General features: G+C 24.9%; 16 protein-coding genes. 4 read left to right on the top strand and 12 right to left on the bottom strand.

Features of this window, described 5'->3' with window-relative positions:
• Positions 1–68: 68 nt before the first annotated feature.
• On the top strand, positions 69–1,808 hold the full coding sequence (gene argS / locus D9V67_RS01240; RefSeq protein ID WP_158359328.1) for an arginine--tRNA ligase: 1,740 nt from the start codon (positions 69–71) through the stop codon (positions 1,806–1,808).
• A 119-nt stretch (positions 1,809–1,927) separates the two neighbouring features.
• Here the strand turns inward: argS and flhA are convergent, their stop codons facing one another.
• A complete protein-coding gene (gene flhA / locus D9V67_RS01235; protein ID WP_158359326.1) occupies positions 1,928–4,015 on the bottom strand; it encodes a flagellar biosynthesis protein FlhA in 2,088 nt (695 codons plus the stop codon).
• Entirely contained in the window at positions 4,008–5,156 is a 1,149-nt protein-coding gene (gene flhB, locus D9V67_RS01230) for a flagellar biosynthesis protein FlhB (protein WP_158359324.1), read from the bottom strand. The genes flhA and flhB overlap by 8 nt, the downstream gene beginning before the upstream one ends.
• A 347-nt stretch (positions 5,157–5,503) precedes the next feature.
• Here flhB and D9V67_RS01225 point away from each other — a divergent pair, with 347 nt between their 5' ends.
• Positions 5,504–7,222, top strand: a complete 1,719-nt coding sequence (locus tag D9V67_RS01225; protein WP_158359322.1) for a proline--tRNA ligase — start codon at positions 5,504–5,506, stop codon at positions 7,220–7,222.
• Positions 7,223–7,483: 261 nt separating this feature from the next.
• On the opposite strand, the gene dnaE is transcribed toward D9V67_RS01225, so the two are convergent.
• The 9 genes from dnaE to rpsB form a co-directional block, all read right to left on the bottom strand.
• The gene (gene dnaE / locus D9V67_RS01220; protein WP_158359319.1) at positions 7,484–10,960 is read right to left on the bottom strand and encodes a DNA polymerase III subunit alpha; all 3,477 of its coding nucleotides are present in this window, start codon (positions 10,958–10,960) and stop codon (positions 7,484–7,486) included.
• Positions 10,961–10,996: 36 nt separating this feature from the next.
• Entirely contained in the window at positions 10,997–11,452 is a 456-nt protein-coding gene (gene fabZ, locus D9V67_RS01215) for a 3-hydroxyacyl-ACP dehydratase FabZ (RefSeq protein WP_158359317.1), read from the bottom strand.
• Positions 11,453–11,602: 150 nt separating this feature from the next.
• The gene (gene bamA, locus D9V67_RS01210; RefSeq protein WP_158359314.1) at positions 11,603–14,008 is read right to left on the bottom strand and encodes an outer membrane protein assembly factor BamA; all 2,406 of its coding nucleotides are present in this window, start codon (positions 14,006–14,008) and stop codon (positions 11,603–11,605) included.
• A 155-nt stretch (positions 14,009–14,163) separates the two neighbouring features.
• Entirely contained in the window at positions 14,164–14,919 is a 756-nt protein-coding gene (uppS, locus tag D9V67_RS01205; protein ID WP_158359312.1) for a polyprenyl diphosphate synthase, read from the bottom strand.
• Between the two features lie 81 nt (positions 14,920–15,000).
• Complete coding sequence (gene ispC, locus D9V67_RS01200; protein WP_158359310.1) at positions 15,001–16,197, bottom strand: 1-deoxy-D-xylulose-5-phosphate reductoisomerase; 1,197 nt, start codon at positions 16,195–16,197, stop codon at positions 15,001–15,003.
• A gap of 83 nt (positions 16,198–16,280) precedes the next feature.
• Entirely contained in the window at positions 16,281–16,838 is a 558-nt protein-coding gene (gene frr, locus D9V67_RS01195; protein WP_158359308.1) for a ribosome recycling factor, read from the bottom strand.
• 73 nt (positions 16,839–16,911) lie between these two features.
• The gene (gene pyrH / locus D9V67_RS01190) at positions 16,912–17,640 is read right to left on the bottom strand and encodes a UMP kinase (RefSeq protein WP_158359305.1); all 729 of its coding nucleotides are present in this window, start codon (positions 17,638–17,640) and stop codon (positions 16,912–16,914) included.
• 93 nt (positions 17,641–17,733) lie between these two features.
• Entirely contained in the window at positions 17,734–18,537 is an 804-nt protein-coding gene (gene tsf / locus D9V67_RS01185; protein WP_158359303.1) for a translation elongation factor Ts, read from the bottom strand.
• Positions 18,538–18,615: 78 nt separating this feature from the next.
• Positions 18,616–19,350 (bottom strand): 30S ribosomal protein S2, encoded by a 735-nt coding sequence (gene rpsB, locus D9V67_RS01180; protein WP_158359300.1) that lies wholly within the window; start codon positions 19,348–19,350, stop codon positions 18,616–18,618.
• Between the two features lie 301 nt (positions 19,351–19,651).
• Between rpsB and map the strand changes: the two genes are divergently transcribed.
• On the top strand, positions 19,652–20,446 hold the full coding sequence (map, locus tag D9V67_RS01175; protein ID WP_158359298.1) for a type I methionyl aminopeptidase: 795 nt from the start codon (positions 19,652–19,654) through the stop codon (positions 20,444–20,446).
• A 71-nt stretch (positions 20,447–20,517) separates the two neighbouring features.
• Positions 20,518–21,342: a 2,3,4,5-tetrahydropyridine-2,6-dicarboxylate N-succinyltransferase gene (gene dapD / locus D9V67_RS01170; RefSeq protein WP_158359295.1), complete on the top strand. Its 825-nt coding sequence runs from the start codon at positions 20,518–20,520 to the stop codon at positions 21,340–21,342.
• 46 nt (positions 21,343–21,388) lie between these two features.
• Here the strand turns inward: dapD and degP are convergent, their stop codons facing one another.
• Entirely contained in the window at positions 21,389–22,822 is a 1,434-nt protein-coding gene (gene degP / locus D9V67_RS01165) for a serine endoprotease DegP (RefSeq protein ID WP_158359293.1), read from the bottom strand.
• Positions 22,823–22,926 lie beyond the last annotated feature (104 nt).

Here is a 22,926-nt window from a genome sequence, read left to right as displayed (position 1 = left end):
AGATTTGTATAATAATTAATAAATTATAATAAGTATAATTTTAATATATTATTAAGAGGACTTTTAGCATGCACTTAAAAAAAGTAATAAAAAAAGATATTGAAAATGTACTAATTAAAATTAATCCGATAAAAAAATACAATCCTATTATCATATTAAATAAAAAAATTACAATGGGTCATTATCAACTAAATAATTTAATTAAAATAGCTACTATATTAGACTTAGAACCATATGAATTATCTAAAATAATTATAAAAAATATCAAAAAAAAAAACATATATAAAGAAATAACATTTTCTCAACCAGGATTTATTAATATCTTTATTAATCATGATTGGTTATCTATAGAACTAGAAAATATTTTCATTTCATCGCGTCTTGGTATAAATCGTATTCAACCAAAAAATATTGTAGTAGATTATTCTTCTCCTAATATTGCAAAAGAAATGCATATTGGACATCTACGATCAACAATAATTGGTGATGTTATAGTAAGAATACTATATTTTTTAGGACATAATGTTATTAGAGCAAACCATATTGGTGACTGGGGAACACAATTTGGCATGTTAATTGCATATTTAGAAGATATAAAATCAAAAATTGTATTTCAAGATGATTCTATTTCATTAGAAAAACTAGAAAAATTTTACTGTAAAGCAAAAAAAAAATATGATTCAGATCAATTATTTGCAGAAAAATCTAGAGAATATGTAGTAAAATTACAAAATGGAGATAAATATTGTCATAAGATTTGGAAAAAATTAGTTTCTATTACTATGATTGAAAATCAAAAAATATATCAAAGACTCAATGTCACATTAAAACCTGATGATACTGTAGGAGAAAGCTTTTATAATGAAATGCTTCCTAATATTATTACAGACCTAAAAAATAAAAAAATAGCAATTGAAAAAAATGGTTCTACAATTGTATTTTTAAAGGAATTTAAAAATAGATTAGGAGAATCTATGGGTGTTGTAATTCAAAAAAAAGATAAAGGCTTTCTATACTCTACAACTGATATTGCTTGTTTAAAATATAGATATCAAAAACTACATGCTGATCGTATTATATACTATACTGATTCTCGTCAACATCAACATCTAATACAAGCATGGATCATAGCTAAAAAAGCTAATTATATACCACAAAATTTATTATTAGAACATCATGTTTTTGGTATGATGTTATCAAAAAATAAACGTCCATTTAAAACTCGTGATGGAAATACTATAAAACTTTCTATACTTCTTAATGAAGCTATACAAAGAGCTGTGAATTTAATTAAAAATAAAAAACCGTATTTACGTAAAAAGAAACTGATTCAGTTATCTGAAATTATAGGCATTAGTGCAGTAAAATATGCTGATTTATCTAAAAATAGAAATACTAATTATATATTTGACTGGGATAAAATGCTTAGTTTTGAAGGAAATACAGCTCCTTATATACAGTATGCTTACACAAGAATTCTTTCTATTATAAAAAAATCTAGTATTCCTATAATAAAATTAAAAGAAAAAGTTATTTTAAAAAAAGAAAGCGAAATTAATTTAGCTATAAAAATATTAGAATTTGAAGAAATTGTTCTATTAATTGCTAAAAAAGGAACACCACATATTATGTGTAAATATCTGTATCAACTTGCAACATATTTTTCTATTTTTTATGAAAGTTGTTCTATACTTTTTGCTAAAAAAATAAAAATATGTAAAAGTAGACTTAAATTATCTCTTATAACAGCAAAAACATTAAAAAAAGGACTTAATATGTTAGGAATTCAAATAGTTACAAAAATGTAAAAAAATATTTATACTATTTATTTTTTAATATAAAAAATCAGCAAGGTGAGGAAATAACGTAGTACTGAAAAATGTACCACTTACAACCACACCAACCTGTATTGAATAAAATAAATATATTAATTTCCAATAATACTACTGATTTTGATTTTTTTTACATCTGTAATCTCAAACTGAGATAAAACAGTTAATTCTGGAAAACTCTGACGTAAAAATTTAGATAAAAAGAATCGAAGGGGATGACTAACTAATAATACAAGAGGCGCTTCTATTGATAATTGTTTTTTAATAGCTTCTTTTGTCTTTTTTAATAAAGTTTCACATAAGATTGGTTCTATACTATTAGTATCTCCTTTTATACCATTCAATAACAATGTTTCTAAACTAGATTCTAGTCCTATTACTTCAATAATATTTTTTTTATAAAATAATTTTTGTATAATAATCTTACTTAGAGCAATACGAACAATACTCGTTAATTCATTCGGATCTTTTTGCACATCTGCATATTCTGATAATGTTTCTAAAATTGTTCTCATATCACGTATTGGCACATGTTCTAATAATAAATTTTTAAGAACTTTATGTAAAACTGTTAAATTGATTATATTTGGAATTAAATCCTCAGTTAATTTTGGCATGTCTATAGCAACATATTCTAGTAATTTTTGAGCTTCTTGACGACCAAATAATTCATTAATATTATTAGAAATTAAAAAATTTAAATGTGTAGAAATAACAGTACTAGGATCTATAACAGAATAACCTTTCTTTTGAGCTTCATTTTTAAATTCTTTATTAATCCAATAACCTGATAAACCAAAAGTAGGTTCATATACCTGATCAAAAGGTAAAGGTTCTGTTTCTCTACCTGAATGAATAGCCATAAAAAGACCATAAAAACAAGTTCCTTGACCTACTTCAACACCTTTAATTAAAACACGATAATTGTTTTCTGATAAATTAATATTGTTTTTTATATGAACTAATGGAGGCAAAAATCCAATTTCCTGAGTAATTTTTTTACGCACTAGACGAATTCTATCTAATAAATTATCTTTTTTGTTCGCATCAATCATTGGTGTTAAATTATAACCTATTTCTATTCTAATTGGATCTTCTAATGTAACATCATTCCAAGACGCTTCTGAAATAGAATCCTGTATTAATTTATATTTCTTGTCAGAATTTGTAAAATTATTTTCTAAAACATGTTTTTTTTCATATAACCACCAAGAAAGAATAAATAATAAAATAGTAAAAATTAAGAATATAATATTTGGCATACCTGGAACTAAGCCAAGAACCCCTAATACTATAGCACTTAATAAAATTACTTGAGGGTTATAAAAAAGCTGACTAACCATTTGTTCTCCAACATTTTGATTAGTACTAACTCGTGTAACAATAACACCTGCTGCAGTAGAAATCACTAAAGCTGGAATTTGAGCAACTAAACCGTCTCCAATAGTTAACAATGTATAAACTTCTGCAGCTTTATTTAAAGCCATGTGATGCTGTATTAAACCAATAATTAATCCTCCAAATATATTAAGAATCATTATTAAAATTCCAGCAATGGCATCACCTCGTACAAACTTACTAGCACCATCCATTGAACCATAAAAATCAGCTTCTTGTGTTATTTTTATACGACGTTTCTTTGCTTTTTCTTCTCCAATTAAACCTGCATTTAAATCAGCATCAATTGCCATTTGTTTTCCTGGCATAGCATCTAATATAAATCTTGCACCCACTTCCGCTATTCGACTAGCTCCTTTAGTAATAACTATAAAATTAATAATAACCAAAATTATAAAAACAACTATTCCAATAGCAAAATTTCCACCTACTAAAAAATGACCAAAAGACTCAATTACTCTTCCTGCTGAATTAGTTCCAGTATGACCATTTAAAAAAATAACACGAGTAGAAGCTACATTTAATGCTAAACGTAATAATGTTGAAAAAAGCAATACTGTTGGAAAAGCAGTAAACTCTAAAGTATGACGTGTAAACATAGAAACGAGTAAAATTACTATTGACAATGCAATATTAAAAGTAAAAAAAACATCTAAAACAAAAGGAGCCAATGGCAAAACCATCATTGATAAAATCATTAAAATAAGTATTGGACCTGCAAGTATCTGCCATTGAATTGCTTTAAAATTTTTTACAATGCGAAAAAAATAAGAAGAATTAATCATTATTTTTTATTTCTCCAGTAAAATTAAATTCTGATGGAACTATTATATTTTTAGGTTTTTCAGGGAAAATACCACCTTCTTTTTTCCATTTTCGTACTTTCCAAACCCATGCTAAAACTTCTGCAACAGCTTGATAAAGAGGTCCTGGAACATATTGTCCTATTTCAGAATAACGATATAATGCACGAGCTAACGATGGTGCAGCAATAATAGAAATATTATTTTTAAGAGCTAAATCTTGTATTTTAAGAGCAATTTCACCGATTCCTTTAGCTATTACTTTAGGTGCATTCATTTTTTTTTCATTATATTGAAGAGCAACTGAATAATGTATAGGATTGGTTATAATTACGTCAGCTTTAGGAATATCTGAAAGCATTCTTCGACGTATAGTAGCTTTCATTTCTTGACGAATTCTCGCTTTAATACTTGGATTTCCTTCTTTTTCTCTTAATTCATCTTTTATTTCCTGATAAGTCATTCTTAATTTTTTATAGTGATTTAATTCTTGAAAAATAATATCAAAAGCAACAATCGGAAATAATCCTAATATAACTAACATACAACATACAGCAATTATATTACATCCATGCCATATTGAAGAGACAGGATTTTCACTAATTAAAAATAATATTGCAGAAAAAGAAACGTATAAATAAAAAAAAGATATACTGGTCACTACACACAACTTTAATACTATTTTAAAGAATTCCATTATTATTTGAAAAGAAAATATTTTTTTCAAACCCTGAAATGGATTTAATTTAGTCAAATTAAAACTTAATGATTGAAAATTTAATTTTATACCACTTAAACAAATTGCAGGCACTATAATTATAATTAACAAAGATATTAAGAATGGAAAAAAAATAAATAGTATTTCTTTTAAAAAAAATAATGTTTTTAATAAAGTATTATTATCATCTATAATATTTTTATTAAAATAAAAACTATTAGCCATTATGTGACTAAAAGTAGAAAAAATCCAATCTCTATAGCACCATATACTAATAAATCCTACTAATAAAACTAATAAGGAATTTAATTCACGAGAATATCTTGTTTTTCCTTTTTTACGAGATTTTTTAATACGATGCTCAGTAGGATTTTCTGTTTTTTCTTCATTTGTATTATGATTCATTTTAAATACTTTTAACCACTGTTTATCTATAAAAAATTCATTAAACCTCTCTATTTAAAAAAAAACAAGTTAATTTTATTAGCACCTCTGAGAAGAAAATTTTATTTTTTATAAAATGATACTAAATTTTTATATTTAATTTCTTTTAAAATAATACAATTATGTATATTATTTTTTAATCTAGGTAAAAATTACTGTACTAATACTAGTTATATTAAAATCTATTATTTAAAATAAATTATTTAATATCATATTTTATTATATGATAAAGTATCCTTTAAAATTAAAAACAAAGTTTTTAAATATAAATATTTAATAACAACTTATATTTTTTGAGATATTAATACATGCGTACAAGTAAATATCTATTATCAACTTTGAAAGAAATACCTTATGATGCAAGAATCATCAGTCATCAATTAATGCTAAGAAGCGGTATGATTAGAAAAATATCTTCAGGCTTATACGTTTGGCTACCTACTGGGATAAGAGTACTAAGAAAAATAAAAAATATTATTCAAAAAGAGATGAAAAAAATACATGCATTAGAAATATCAATGCCTATTATGCAACCTCAATCTTTATGGCAAGAAAGTGGACGATTAAAAATATATGGAGAAGAATTATTAAAATTTTGTGATCGCCGAAAAAATAAATTTATTTTAGGACCAACTAATGAAGAACTTGTAACTAGCTTTATCAAAACTGAAATTCATTCATATAAACAATTACCATTAATTATATATCAAATACAAACAAAATTTAGAGATGAAATTCGGCCACGTTTTGGAATTATTAGAACACGCGAATTTACCATGAAAGATGCTTATTCTTTTCATATTAACCAAGATTGCTTAGAAAAAACTTATAATAAATTTTACAATAGTTATATAAATATTTTTAAAAAAATGCAGTTAGATTTTCGTGTCGTTAAAGCTGATTCAGGTTCTATGGGAGGAAATATTTCGCATGAATTTCAAGCTTTATCTAGTAATGGAGAAGATGAAATAGTATTTTCTGAAGATTTAACATATTCTTCAAATATGAACATGGCTGAATGCATGGAAACTAAGGATTTTTTACAACATAAACAACCGTTTCCAAAGATTCAAAAAAAAGTTAAAACTAAAAAATCTATTATAAGTGCTAACGACTTAAAAATTCCTTTAAAAAATCAAATTAAAACTGTATTAATACGAATTAAAAAAAAATACATGCATTCAATAGCTGCACTCTTAATACGTGGAGACCATGAATTAAATACATTTAAAATAGAAAAAATTGATATGGTTGAAAAACCATTAGTATTTCTTGATGAGAAAGAAATTATTTCCTTTATTGGTGTTAAAAAACAATTTTTAGGTCCTTTAGGATTAAAAATACCCATTATTGCAGATATATCTACTTATAAAATGAAAAATTTTACTATTGGTGCAAATATTAAGAATCAATTTTTTATTAATACGAATTGGAATGTAGATTTACCTATTCCGATTATTCAAGATATTCGTAAAGTAACACAAAATGATTTAAATCCTAATGGAAAAGGATATTTAAATATTCACAAAAGTATTGAACTAGGACATATATTCCAACTTGGAAAACAATATTCTCAAAAAATGAAAACATCTATTTCAGCAAGTAATGGAAATCAAAAAAATTTACATATGGGGTGTTATGGTATAGGAATAACAAGAATTGTAGCCGCTGTAATTGAGCAAAATCATGATGAAAATGGCATTATTTGGCCTGATTCTATTGCACCTTTTCAAGTAGTTATTATGCCTATCAATATGAAAAATTCTTCTAAAATAAAAAGTATAGCAGATATTTTATATCAAGAACTTCAAAAAAAAGAAATAGATGTAATATTAGATGATCGAAATGAACAACCAGGAATTATGTTTAATGAAATGGATTTAGTTGGTATTCCTCATCAAATTGTAATTGGTATACGTTCTATAGTTAATGATCATGTTGAATATCGAGAACGAAAAAACAAAAAAACTATTTTAGTTCATATTAAAGAAATAATTAATTTTATAGTTCAAAAAATTAAAACATAAACTTAATATTTTTATAAAAAAATTTTAACTGATTAAAATACTATATTTCTATATAAAGAATATTTCAAAAAAACTATAAAAAAATAACTCGCAGTGTTTTTTACACTAATTAATATTTTTTGCGAGTTATATAATATAATTTTTACCATAATATATATGCAATAATTATATTATAAAGTGAACTTTTTATAATATTAAAAAATCCAAATATTTAAAGTATAATACTTATTATAAGTATAGAATAAAGTATTATAAAAAATACTATTTAAATTCAATATTTTTTGAACCAACTATATTTTTTAATTCATTTAAAAAATTATCAGTAATTTGAACAAACCATTTCTTATTTAATTTTACATTTAAATGAATTCTTTTTTTTAAATAAGAAATATAAATAGGAATAGAACCTCTAGATTGTTTTTCTAAACACGCATATATTTTTTTTAAAAATAAAATATCTGTCTTTTCTTCCTCTAATATAATGATTATTTTTTTTATATATTTTTTTCGTGCTATATTTAAATTCATAATATCAGAAGCAGTCATTTTAATACTTTTATTGACAAAACTAATATTTAAAAGACCTTTTATAAGTACAATTTTATTTAATTTTAATAAGTGTTCATGTAAGTTTAATAAATCTGTAAAAACTACTACTTCTAAACGACTAGTATTATCATCTAATATTAAAATAGCTATACGATTTTTATTTTTAGTAGTTTTTATTTTTATAGACACTATTACTCCTGCTACTAGAATTTGTGTATTTTTTTTAATACCTTGCAATTGTGATAATGTTAAATTATTAATATAGTGCTTTAGTTCTGTTGTATACTGATCAATAGGATGACCTGTTAAATAAAATCCTAATACTTGGTATTCATTATCTAATTCTTGTGTTTTAGAATGTATTAAATTAAAGAAATTATTTTTTTTTACTTGTTTTAATTCATCTTTAAAACAACCAAAAAGACTCTCTTGTTTAAAATTTCTAATTCTTATTGATTCTTTTGAAGCTTTCATAGCATCATCAATTGATTTAAGTAAATAATTTCGAGGTGTTTTAAAACAATCACAACTACCAGACATTATCAATTTTTCTAATATTCGATGTGTTATTTTATTAGAATCAACACGCATACAAAGATCAAATAAATCTATAAAAATACCATTTTTTTCTCGTTCTTCAATAATATTTCGAACTGAATTCTCTCCTATTCCTTTAATAGCTCCCATACCATAAACTACATTTCTTTGATCATTTACATAAAACTCATATCTACTTAAATTAACATTTGGAGGTATAATTTTTACTCCCATACGAAGAGTTTCGTTCGCTAAAATAACAATTTTTTCTGTATTATCTATATCAGATGTCATAGCTGCAGCCATAAATTCAGCAGGATAATGTGATTTCAACCATAAAGTTTGATAAGAAACTAAAGCATAAGCTACAGAATGAGATTTGTTAAATCCATATCCTGCAAATTTTTCTAATAAATCAAAAATTTTTATTGCTAATTTACTATTAATACCATTTTTTAAAGCACCTGACTCAAATATAGCTCTTTGTTTGATCATATCTTTTAAATTTTTTTTACTCATTGCACGTCTTAAAATATCTGCACGTCCTAAAGTATAACCTGCTAATACTTGCGCTATTTGCATGACCTGTTCTTGATATAAAATAATACCATATGTTGATTCTAATATAGGTTTTAGTAATTTATGCTGCCATTTATGATCAGGATATGAAATATTTTCACGTCCATGTTTTCTATTAATAAAATTATCAACCATTCCAGATTGCAAAGGTCCAGGTCGAAAAAGCGCTACTAAGGCAATTATATCTTCAAAGCAATCAGGTTGTAATCTTTTAATTAAATCTTTCATACCATAAGATTCTAATTGAAATATTGCAATAGTTTCAGATTTTTTCAATAAATCAAAACACTGATTATCATCAAGAGAAATCGCATTAATATTAATTGGTTTTTCTTTATTAAATTTTAATTTTTCATTGATCATTTCTACTGCATAATTAATAATAGTTAATGTTCGTAAACCAAGAAAATCAAATTTTACTAATCCTATATACTCTATATCATTTTTATCAAATTGAGTGACTGGATTTTTTCCATTTTCATCACAATATAATGGACAAAAATCAGTAATTTTAGTCGGTGAAATAACTACACCTCCTGCATGTTTACCAATATTTCTGTTCGTTCCTTCTAGTTTTTTAGACATATTAATTAAAACTTTAACATCTTCATTATTATTATAAAGATGATATAATTCTGGTTCTTTAGAAAAAGCTTCTTTTAAAGTTATACCAGGATCTAAAGGTACTAATTTAGATAATTTATTAATAAATCCATAGGGATAACCTAAAACGCGACCAACATCTCTAATAACAGCTTTAGCAGTCATAGTACCAAAAGTAATAATCTGTGCTACTGAATTTCTTCCATATATATCTGAAACATGCTCAATAACCTTATCACGTTTTTCCATACAAAAATCTATATCAAAATCAGGTAATGAAATACGTTCTGGATTTAAAAAACGCTCAAATAGGAGATCAAAAAATAAAGGATCTACTTCTGTAATATTTAATGCATAAGCTACAAGAGAACCTGCACCAGAACCTCGTCCCGGCCCCACTGGTATACTATTATCTTTTGCCCATTGTATAAACTCCATAACAATTAAAAAATATCCAGGAAAACCCATCTTATTAATTACCTTGAGTTCCATATCTAAACGATTTTTATATTTGTCATAAATTAATGAATATTTTTTACTATTAAAATTATATAATTTCAAACGTTTTTTTATACCTTTATATGCTTTTTCTATTAAACAATCTTCAACACTTATTTTTCCAGTAGGAAACTGTGGTAAAAAATATTTACCAGAATGTATAAACACATTGCAACGTTTTGCAATTTCTACACTATTAATCAGAGCTTCTGGAATATCTGAAAAAAGATCGCACATTTCCTGTTCACTTTTTAAAAACTGCTGATTACTATAATTATTTTGAATTTTTGATTCTTGTAATATTACACCTTCGTTAATAGCAATTCTAATTTTATGAACTTTAAAATCTTCTTTACTTAAAAAACATACATCATTAGTTGCGACAACTGGAATTTTTCTCGATAAGGATAAATCTATTGCTAAATTCAAATATTTTTCTTCATTATCTCGATTTGTACGAAATAATTCTAAATAATAAGAATTAGGAAAATATTTTTGATAAAAAGATAAACAAGTAGTAATTATAGATAATTTACCATGAAGTAAAATTTTTCCAATTTCACCTTGACAGCCACCAGATAGTAATATCAGTCCTTTATTCATTTCTAATAACCATTTTTTTTTAATAGTTACATTATTATTAATATATCCTTGTTGATATGCTCTAGAAATTAATAGAATTAAATTTCTATATCCTTCTTGAGTAGAAGCTAATAAAGTTAATTTTGTTAATTCATTATTTAACAAATCAGAAAAAAAATTTACTGTCACACCAATAATAGGCTTTACACCAAATTTATGAGCAGTATTATAGAATTTAATTACACCATATAAATTATTATAATCTGTTATTGCAAGAGCAGACATACCTAAAGACACTGCTTGTTTAACTAAGTCTTCAGGCTTAGATAATCCATCAATAATAGAATAATCACTATGTACATGAAGGTGAAAAAATTTTGGTTTATTCATAAATCTTCCGAAATTTATATAAAACATATTTTTTAATTATAAATAAGATTTTTTAGCAAAAATAATTGTAGATTTACAAATAATATTATTATCAACGATAGCAATATTTTTAAATTTTAAAATGTTTTTATTTTTTTTTAAAATAATAACTTCGATAAATATTTGATCACCAGGAATAGCATTCTTTTTAAAACGAGTATTATCAATACCTACAAAATAATATAGCTGATTTATATTTAATTCACCTGTACTATGATATATCAGAAAACCTGATGCTTGTGCCATAGCTTCTATAATTAATACACCAGGAAAGATCGGTTCTTTTAAAAAATGCCCTTGAAAGTATGGCTCATTAAATGTGCAATTTTTTATTGCTCGTAAATATTTAAAAATTTGAAAATTTATAACTCGATCAATAAGTAAAAATGGATAACGATGAGGTAAAATTTTTAAAATTTCTTTAATATTTACAGTTTTATTTATAACATTCAAGATTATGACCTTATTTTTATTTTTTATTTAAAAATAATGATTTTAGAATATATATAATATATATAAATGTTATATAATGTATCTATAAAAACAATATACTGATTGTATTTATTTATAGAATAAATAATTTTTTATATCATTATTTGTAAATTACCAATTTTTACCAAAATGAAATTGAAATGCTTCTAACTGATAGTTTTTATTTTTTTGAATAGGCAATGCGTAGGAAAAAACCAATGGACCAATAGGGGAAAACCATTGCAATGAAAGACCACATGATGCATAAATATTGTCTAGAGCATTATTTTTTAAATATGTTAATGAATGAATATTCCTGATATTATTCCATTTTGTATCCCAAATATTTCCAGTATCTATAAAAAAAGAAGATCGAAGAAATTTAGAATATTCATTATTGATAAATGGAATAGGTGTAATTAACTCTAAATTTGCAATTGCAGTAGAATTTCCACCAATAGAATCAATAGATTCACATGAATTATTATTTTGATATCCAATACAATTTTCTACATCAGTACTATGATAAATTTTTTTAGGACCAATAGTATTGATGCGAAATCCACGAATATTATTTGTACTATTAGCATAAAAATTTTCATAAAAGGGTAACGGTTCTTCTTTAAAACTATTTCCCATACCCATATGAACATGGCTAAAAAATATAAATTTTTGTTTTTTATCTAATGGAATATATTGTTCACTATCTAGTGTTATTTTATAAAAACTATTATCAGAACCAGGAATAGTATTTTTGCCACTTATATATGTTTGATTTCCAGAAACAGGAAAATAGAAATATTTTAAACTATCATATATCCAAGAATAATTTAAAGTAAAGTCATTAACTAAGCTATCTTCTAAAAAATTTATATCAGATGTTTTTTTTATTGATGAAGAATGTTCTATTACTTCTTTTTCTGTATTAATAATACCGTTATGAGTATATCCAAATCCTAAATTTATTCTATTAGTATTGTTAATTAAAAATCCTAAGTTACTTTCAAATCCATATGTATTCTTTTTCAAGTTTGAGACACTATTAAAATTATACTTAAGATCATTATAAAAAAATCTAGTGTTTAAATCTGTATGATTATCCATAAAATATGGATAATTAATTGATACGTCAGTATATTTTTGATTATCATTTTTAATAGCACTGGCTTTGAGAGAATTTCCAGAACCCAATATATTCTCTTGAGAAAAAGAAGTATTAAAACTTATACCACTATCTATACCATATCCTAAACCAAAATTTATAGATCCAGTAGATTTTTCTTTTACTTTATAAGTTACATCTACTTGATTAGAATTGTTAAACAATATATTCTGTACTACTTGAACATCACTAAAATATCTTGTTTTTTCTAATGACTCCTTACCTGCTTCTACTAATTTAGCATTAAAGTATTCACCTTCTATTTGATTCATTTCACGACGTAAAACTTGATCTTGAGTAGATTCATTGCCTTCAAAATGAATTCTTCTAACAAAATAACGTTGTTTCATATCAATATTAAAATTTAATATTATTTTTTTTGTATCATAATTAATTTTTGGATCCACTGAAATTGTGGCATTAATATATCCATATTCAGACAATAAAATTGTAATTTGTTTTAAAATAGAATCAATTTTTTCTTTATTATATAACTCATTATCATTAATATTAATAATATTTTTAATTATTTTTTCATATTGAAATAAATTACCATTAATAAAAACACTATCAATTTTATACTGTTTTCCTTCAAAAATATTGATATGAATATCCACATAATTTTTATCTTTAAAAAATTTTACTTTTTTATCATCTATATTAAAATAAAAATATCCTCTGTTTAAATAAAAACTACTTAGACGATTTAAATCATCATTCAATGCTTTAGAAGAATAAGTATTTTTATCTAAAAAATTCCACCAAACATTCTGATCTTTTAATTTAAATAATGAAATAATTTTATCTTCAGAAACATCTTTATTTCCAATTATTCTAATACTATTAATTTTTGTTAAAGCACCTTCATTAATCAGTATTTTTAAACGAACAGTATTATCTTTAGAAAAAACTTTCAATATTTTAATATTAGCTTTATGTTTTCCAAGATCATGATAAAAATCTTTTATTGTTTGAATAAAAGTATTTATTATAAAAGGATGAAATACAGAACCTTTTTCAATCTTTAATTTTTTTAAATATCTATCTAATATAGAATCAGAAATAATATTGTTACCAGATATAATAACATTGGAAATAAGTGGCCTTTCTTGAACATTAAAAATAATAGTTTTCCCCGAATAAATTACTTTAATATCTTCAAATTTTCCAGTTTGAAATAAAGCTTTAATACTATTTTTTACATCATACTCAGAGATTTTACTTCCAATGCCAAAAACAATATTTTTTAATGTTTCCTTTTTTGAAAAATTTTTTAATCCTTGCAATTTAATATCTTGTACGATCCATGTACTATCTGCATAAACAGCAACACTAAAAAATATTAAAAAAGCTATACAAAAATTTTTTATGAACATTATCCCTATTTTTCCTGCAATAGATTATATATTTTGTAATTTTTTTTTAAAACTCATGAGAGTTTAGAAGAAACTATAAAGTTAAAGATAATTAACTAATATATCAAAACATAATTTTTTAATATATTCTTAAAATTTATTGATCATTAAAAATATTATTTATCATGTTTTTTTAACCCTCCAAAACGACGTTCACGAGATATAAAAGAATCTATGGCATCTTGAAAAATATATTGATTAAAATCAGGCCATAAAACATCAGTAAAATATAATTCAGAATAGGCTATTTGCCATAACAAAAAATTACTAATTCTTTTTTCTCCTCCAGTTCTTATAACTAAATCAACAGGTAGAAGTTCACTAGTAGATAGAAATTTAGTAAAAGTATGCTCACTAATTTCTTCTATATTTAAAGATCCTTTTTGAACTTGATTAATAATTTTTTTAACACTTTGAATTATATCCCATCTTCCACCATAATTAAGAGCGATATTTAAAATTAAACCTTTATTTTTGACAGTTATTTTTTCTACTGTATTGATATTATGTTGTAATTTTTTATCAAAATGTGTTATATCTCCAATAATCTTTAATCTAATATTAAATTTTTTTAAATTTTCAATTTCACTGTCTAATGCAAATAAAAATAACTTGATTAACGATTGCACTTCAAATAATGGACGACTCCAGTTTTCACTACTGAACGCATATAATGTTAATATTTTTAAATTATTTAAAACAGCAAATTTTACTGTTTTCTTTACTGCTTTAAAACCTGCTTTGTGACCTAATATACGTATTTTCCCTTTTTTATTAGCCCATCGTCCATTTCCATCCATAATAATTGCTATATGATGAAGATTGTTTTCTTCAATTTTTTTTTTGTATTTTAATGAAGAGTTGCAAAACATGATGCGTATAAATTTCTCTTTAAAATAGAATTGTATTAAAAGATTATGAATATAATAACCACATAATTTAATTATATATCTTTAAAACACTAACGATGATACTTTTTTCTCAGCTGATATCCTTGATATTCTATCAATGTCTATAATATCTTCAATAGATTTAGGCTCTGAAAAACAAGAAGAAAGTAATATCTCAATATTTATTTCAAAAATTTTAGTGAATGAAATTTTAGATTCAAGAAAAGCAGATACAGCAATTTCATTAGCAGCATTTAATACAGTCATAGCGGCTTGACCTTGAGAAAAAGCATCAATAGCTAATTTTAAGCATGGAAATTTAATAAAATCTGGCTCGAAAAAAGATAAGTTATTAATCTGAGAAAAATTTAAAGTATCTGCTCCCGAATCGATACGACAAGGCCAAGACATAGCATAAGAAATAGCAATTCTTATATCAGGAATTGATAATTGCGCTAATAATGCTCCATCATAATACTGCACCATAGAATGAATTATTGATTCAGGATGAATCAAGATTTTAATTTCAGATTCTGAAGCATTAAATAACCATCTTGCTTCAGCATATTCTAAACCCTTATTCATCATAGTTGCAGAATCTACAGATATTTTTTTTCCCATAGACCAGTTAGGATGAGAACATGCTTGTATTGGAGTTACACGAGACAAATCATATGAAGAAAAATTATAGAAAGGACCACCAGAAGCAGTTAAAATAATGTTTTTTACACCATTTTCTTTAAAATCTGCTATACCTATATTTTCCTGCATATTTAAAGGCAAAACTTGAAAAATAGCATTATGCTCACTATCAATAGGGAAAATCTTAGCTCCACTAGCAGACAATGCTTTCATAAATAAATTACCAGATGTAATTAAAGATTCTTTATTAGCTAATAATATTATTTTTCCAGCATATATAGCAGATAGTATAGGTAATAACCCTGCTATTCCAACAATAGCTGCTATAACTTGATCAGTTTCTGGTAATGCAGCTAATTCACAAATACTTTTTTCTCCAGATAAAACGTTTGTTTTTATTTTTCTTTCTTTTAATTTTCGTCTTAATATATTAGCAGATTCTTCATTATTCATTGCTACCCAATCAGGAGAAAACAACTCGCATTGCTTCAACATAGTTGTAATATTTGTATCAGCTACTAAAGCAATTACTTTAAATAAATTCGGATGTTTCTGAATAATAGACAATGTACTGATGCCGATAGAACCAGTTGATCCTAAAATGGTTATTTTTTTCATAAATATTCTTGTTATAAAAAATTATTAATTTTAATAATAAAATTAATATGTATATTATATATTATGAGATAAAATATATATTTTTAAAATTTCATTAGTTCTCTTTCTTTTTTCAATAAAATAGATTCTATTTTTTTAATATATTTATCTGTCATTTTTTGTATTTTAATTTGTGAAGTACGCTCTTCATCTTCACTAATTATTTTATCTTTGAGAAGTTTCTTAATCTTGTCATTAGAATCTCTACGAATATTACGAATACAAATACGACTATGTTCTGAATAACTTCGAATTATTTTAATTAATTTTATTCTTCTTTCTTCTGTTAATGCTGGTATTGGTATTAGTATATCTTTACCGTGTACAATAGGATTTAAATCTAAATTAGAGTTTAAAATTGCTTTTCTAACTAAAGATGTAATAGAACTATCAAAAACATTAATTTTTAAAGTATGTGTATCTTCAACTACTATATTAGATACTTGAAGTAAAGAAGTTTTAGAACCAAAATATTCAATATAAATACTATTGAGTAATGTCGGTGATGCTCGACCAGTTCTAATATTATTTACGTTACTTTGAAATATTTGAATACATGTTTCCATTTGCGTATGACTTTTGGTATTAATCTGATTGATCACATCGTCACCTATAGAATATCTACTTAAATTTAGTAACAATTATTTTATATAATAAATATTTTTATTAAAATATTTATTTAGTAATCAGTGTTCCTTCATCATTACCCATAATAATACGATACAAAGATCCAGGTTCGTTAATATTAAAAACTCGAATGGGTAACTGATAATCTCGAGCCAGAGTAAAAGCAGCTAAATCCATTACTTTTAGTTCATTGTGTAAAACATCTTTATATGTTAATTTTTTATAAAGAATAGCATTAGAATCTTTTTTTGGATCTGTTGAATATACACCATTAACTTTAGTACCTTTCAAAATAATATCAGCTTCTGTCTCAATACCCCGTAAACAAGCAGCTGAATCAGTTGTAAAAAAAGGATTTCCTGTACCAGCAGCAAATATGATAACAAATTGATTAGATAATAAACTCATGGCTTTCTCATAACTATATATCTCACAAATACCATTTAATGGTATTGCAGACATCAAACAAGTTTTAATAGAAGAAAGAGAATTGATTGCATCTCTCATAGCTAAACTGTTAATCACTGTTGATAATATACCTATATGATCAGAGGCTACTCTATTTAAACCCATTTTAGATAATCTTGCACCACGGAATAAATTACCACTTCCAATAACTAAGCCAACTTGAATACCAATCTCTACTATAGATTTAATTTCTTTTGCTATTCTTTTTAAAGATTTCATATCAATGCCAAATTGATTAACTCCTTGTAATACTTCTCCACTTATTTTTAATAAAATACGTCGATATATAAATTTTTCATTCGTAGACATATTTTTCAACCTAAATATATTTTTATATTAATATTAAAATATCAAATATTTTTTTAAAAAATAGTTTTAATATTCTTTAAATGCATAATGTTTTTAGAGAATAACTTCACCTAATTCAAATCTAATAAATGATTTAATATATCCATTCTGTTCGTTTAATATATCTCCTACGGTTTTATTAGAATCCATAATAAAATTTTGACCTGTTAGAGAAATATTATTAATAAATTTATTCATTCTTCCTTCTACAATTTTCTTTAATACACTAGAAGGTTTATTAAGTTTTTTTGCTAATTCTACTTGAATGTCATATTCACGTTTAAAAACAGCATTTGATACGTTTTTTGGATGCACATATTTTGGTTTACTTGCAGCTATATGCATTGCAATATTTTTTAGCATAATAGAATTATTAAAATAGTTAGCATCCACTAATACACCAATTCTAACACCATGAATATATGAAACAATATTTTCACCTTGCATAAAATGAAAACGACGTATATTAATATTTTCACCTACTTTCGAGACTAAATCTATTCTTTTATCTTCAAAAATATCTCTTATTTCATTAATATCTTTAATTTTATTTTTTAATGCTGTTGAAATAATATTTTTCCCTAATAATATAAATAAGTTATCTTGTGAAACAAAATCAGTTTCACTGTTTAATTCAAGGATTACACCAATATCATTTTCTGTTTTTAAAAAAATCATACCTTGTTTTGTAATATTATTTATTTTTTTCTCAGCATGCGTTTTGCCTGATTTACGCAAATTATCAATTGCTAATTCTATATCTCCATTTTCTTCAAATAATGCTCGTTTACATTCCAAAAAACCTGCTCCTGTGCGAGATCTGAGAATTTTAATTAGCTCAGCAGTATTAATTTTCATTAAATTTCCTTTTTTAAAAAATATTTTTATTTCAATAATATTGAATTTTATTTTTAAAGCATCAGATTAAAAAATAATTTATTCTACATTTATGTTTTTGTTAGAATTTTTTGAAACTTTATCTAATGAAACTTGATGATTTATTTTTAAAATACTAAATGATACTAATTTTAAATATAAAGCGACTGATCTAATAGCATCATCATTACCAGGTATAACATAATCTACCCCATCAGGATTAGAATTAGTATCCACTATGGAAAAAACAGGAATACCTAAATTATTTGCTTCTCTTATAGCAATATGCTCATGTGAAGCGTCAATAACAAATAAACAATCAGGCAATCCTCCCATATTTTTAATACCTCCTAAACTATTCTCTAATTTAGATAACTCTCGTGTTCTTATTAAAGCTTCTTTTTTAGTTAATTTAGAAAAAGTACCATCTTTTGATTCTATTTCTAAATCTTTTAAGCGTTTTATAGACTGTCGAACAGTTTTCCAATTAGTTAACATACCACCTAACCAGCGATGATTTACATAAAACTGATCACAGTTAATCGCAACTTCTTTTATACCCTTACTAGCAGCTCGTTTTGTACCGACAAATAATATTCTTCCTTTTCTAAGAGAAATTTTTTTTAATTCGCTAAGAGCAAATTGAAACATAGGAAGAGTTTTTTCTAAATTAATAATGTGAACTCTATTGCGAGTACCGAAAATAAAAGGTTTCATTTTAGGATTCCAATAACGTGTTTGATGACCAAAATGAACTCCTGCTTTTAACATATCGCGCATTGATACTATTTCCATAACTACCTCTTGATTTTATAAAAAATTTTTTTTAAGTGTAAAGATGTAAAAAATTTTAAGTACTTTATAAGTATTATATTAAATAAAAATAAAGATCAATATATTAGTATAATATTTTTATACATAGTTTTTATACTTTATAAAATAATTTATATCATATTTTTCAACTGAAAATATTAATAATTATTGATATCTTTTATATTTTATACAAATAAGCAATTAATTTTTAAAAAAATTTACTTTAAAGTATAATTTATATATCTTAAATTTAATAAATTGATATAAAAAACGGCTAAATATTATGAGTTGTATCATTAAAACAGAATCAGAAATAAAAAAAATGAGAATATCTGGAAAAATCGCAGCTGAAGTTCTAGAAATGATAGAACAGTATATTAAACCAAATATCACTACGGAAGATATTAATCAACTTTGTCATGATTTTATTGTATATGAAAAAAAAGCTATTTCGGCATGTCTAGGATATCATGGATTCCCAAAATCAATTTGTACTTCTGTTAACGATGTAGTATGCCATGGAATTCCAAATAAGAAACAAATATTAAAAGAAGGGGATATAATTAATATTGATATCACAGTGATTAAAAATAATTATCATGGTGATACTTCAAAAATGTTTTTTATAGGAAAAAAAAATATTTTATCTCAACGTTTATGTAAAGTTGCTAAAGAAAGTCTTTATAGATCCTTAAAAATAGTTCAACCGGGTATACCTTTATATAAAATTGGAGAAGTTATTCAACAATATGTTGAAGATAATCAATTTTCTGTTGTTAAAGAATATTGCGGGCATGGTATTGGACGTAATTTTCATGAAGCACCTCACGTCTTACATTATAAAAACAAAGAAAACAATACTATTTTAGAAAAAGGAATGATTTTTACTATTGAACCGATGATTAATGTTGGAAATCCTCAAGTTAAGTGCATGAAAGATGGATGGACTGTAAAAACTAAAGATCGTTCTTTATCAGCTCAATATGAACACACTATATTAGTTACAGAATATGGATGCGATATTTTAACATGGCAAAAAAATGAAAAAATTTCGCCAAGATTAGTTAATAAAAACTAAATCTTTATCAAGATATGATGTCTTAAAAAACAGTATTTTATTAATCAAAAAAATTAGGTGAAATTAAAAAAATGCAATTATTTAAAAAAATTATTGAAGAAGCTTATATAAAAAAACATGAAATAAATATTAATAATATTAATGAAAATGTACTTGAAACTATTGAGCATATTATTCAATTATTAAATGATGGTATCATCAGAATTGCAGAAAAAAAAGACGGTAGATGGATTACGCATGAATGGATAAAAAAAGCAGTGTTATTATATATTTATATTAAAAAAAATAATCTCATCTTAGGAGAGCATACCAATTACTACGATAAAATTCCATTGAAATATGAAAAATATAATGAAAAAAAATTTAAAAGAGAAAAAATTCGAATAGTACCACCAGCTACAGTTCGATATGGTGCATTTATTAATCATAATACAGTAGTTATGCCTTCTTATGTAAATATTGGCGCATATATTGACAAAGGTACTATGATTGACACCTGGGCTACTGTAGGTTCTTGTGCTCAGATTGGTAAAAATGTACATCTTTCTGGTGGCGTTGGTATAGGAGGTGTATTAGAGCCCTTACAAAATAATCCTACAATTATTGAAGATAACTGTTTTATTGGTGCACGTTCAGAAATAGTAGAAGGAGTTATTGTCGAAGAAGGCTCCGTAATTTCTATGGGTGTTTTTATTGGACAAAGTACGAAAATATATAATAGAGAAACTAGAGAAATCTTATATGGAAAAGTACCAGCTAATTCTGTAGTAGTATCTGGAAGTTTACCATCAACAAATGGCAACTACAATCTTTATGCTGCAATTATTGTCAAAAAAGTAGATTCAAAAACGTTAGGAAAAACAGAGATTAATCAACTTTTAAGAAAAATATCATAAAAAATAAGCAATCCGCCCGTATTTTTTCGGGCGGGACTAGATAAAATTATTCACTCACTAAATATATATTGTCATCGCCTCTTTTAACACTAAAAACTAATATTTTAGGTTTAGTATCTAAAATTATTTTTAATTCTTTTATATTAGCAACTAATTGTTGATTAACTCCTATAATCACATCATCTTTTTTAAAACCAATTTTTGCTCCTAAGGTATTTATTTTTACATTTTCTACTTTTATACCTTTCGTACCATTGAATAGATAATCACTTAAATCTAAACCTTCAATTCCTATATAACGGTTTTCTGAATTTAAATTATGTTTTAAAGAACTTTTTAATTCAACAATAACATTTTTAATTTTTCCTTCCCTAAAAATTCCTAATTCCATTTTAGTCGTTACTGGTAAAGATCCTACTTCAGCACGTAAAGATGAAAAACTGTTAATAGGTTTTTTATTTAAAGAAACAATAATATCACCAGCTTTTATTCCCGCTTCAAATGCAGAAGAATTAGGTAAAACTTGACTTACAAACGCACCTTTTTGTGCATTTATTTTCATAATTTGAGCTAAATCGGAATTTAACTCCATACCTATTATACCTAATTCACCTCTTCTTACCTGTCCAAATTGAACCATTTGTGCAGTTAAGTTTTTTACCATATTACCAGGAATTGCAAATCCGATTCCAATATTTCCACCATCTGGAGCTAAAATAGCAGTATTAATACCTATTAATTCACCATTTAAATTTACTAATGCTCCACCAGAATTGCCTCTATTAATTGCTGCATCAGTCTGAATAAAATTTTCATAGTGTTCAATATTTAATCCACTTCTTCCTAAAGCAGAAATAATACCTGAAGTAACAGTTTCTCCAAGACCATATGGATTACCAATAGCTACAGTATAATCTCCTACTCGTAAAGTATCAGAATCAGCAATTTTTATTGCACATAAATTACTTGCATTTTTTAATTTTATTAAAGCAATATCAGAACGTGAATCTTTTCCAATAATTTCAGCTTCATATCGACGTCCATCACTTAGTTGCACTTGAATCTTATTAGCATGTTCTACAACATGATTATTAGTGACTGCATAGCCTTTATCAGCATTAATAATAACACCAGAACCTAATGCACGAAATTTTTCGTGTGTATTATCAGAATTTGGATTTGAACGACAAAAAGGAGAATTTCTAAATGGTGAGTTACCTTGACAAAAAGGAGAATTATCACCAAAAAATGGTTGAAATTGATTAGGTAAACGAGAAGTATGTACAACAGTACTTCCTTCGATATTAATACTTATTACAGCTGGCATAACTTTTTCTAACATTGGAGCTAAACTGGGAGCTGGTTCTCTAGAAAAAATTTTATTTTTAGTAGGAGTAATATCACTCCAAGACATTCCAAAATTTAGTAATATCGTTAAAAATAACATTACTTCGCTCAATACTATAGCTGTTTTTTTCATTATTTCTTTCTCATAATTACAATCTAATCTGTAAATAAAACTATTATTAATATATGATTATTACAATGCTTTTTTTAGTATACACTCCATCGTCTTTTAACTCC

Source organism: Buchnera aphidicola (Brachycaudus cardui), assembly GCF_005081945.1.
Classification (GTDB): Bacteria; Pseudomonadota; Gammaproteobacteria; order Enterobacterales; family Enterobacteriaceae; genus Buchnera; species Buchnera aphidicola_AN.
This window is presented reverse-complemented; position numbering and strand designations above follow the sequence as displayed.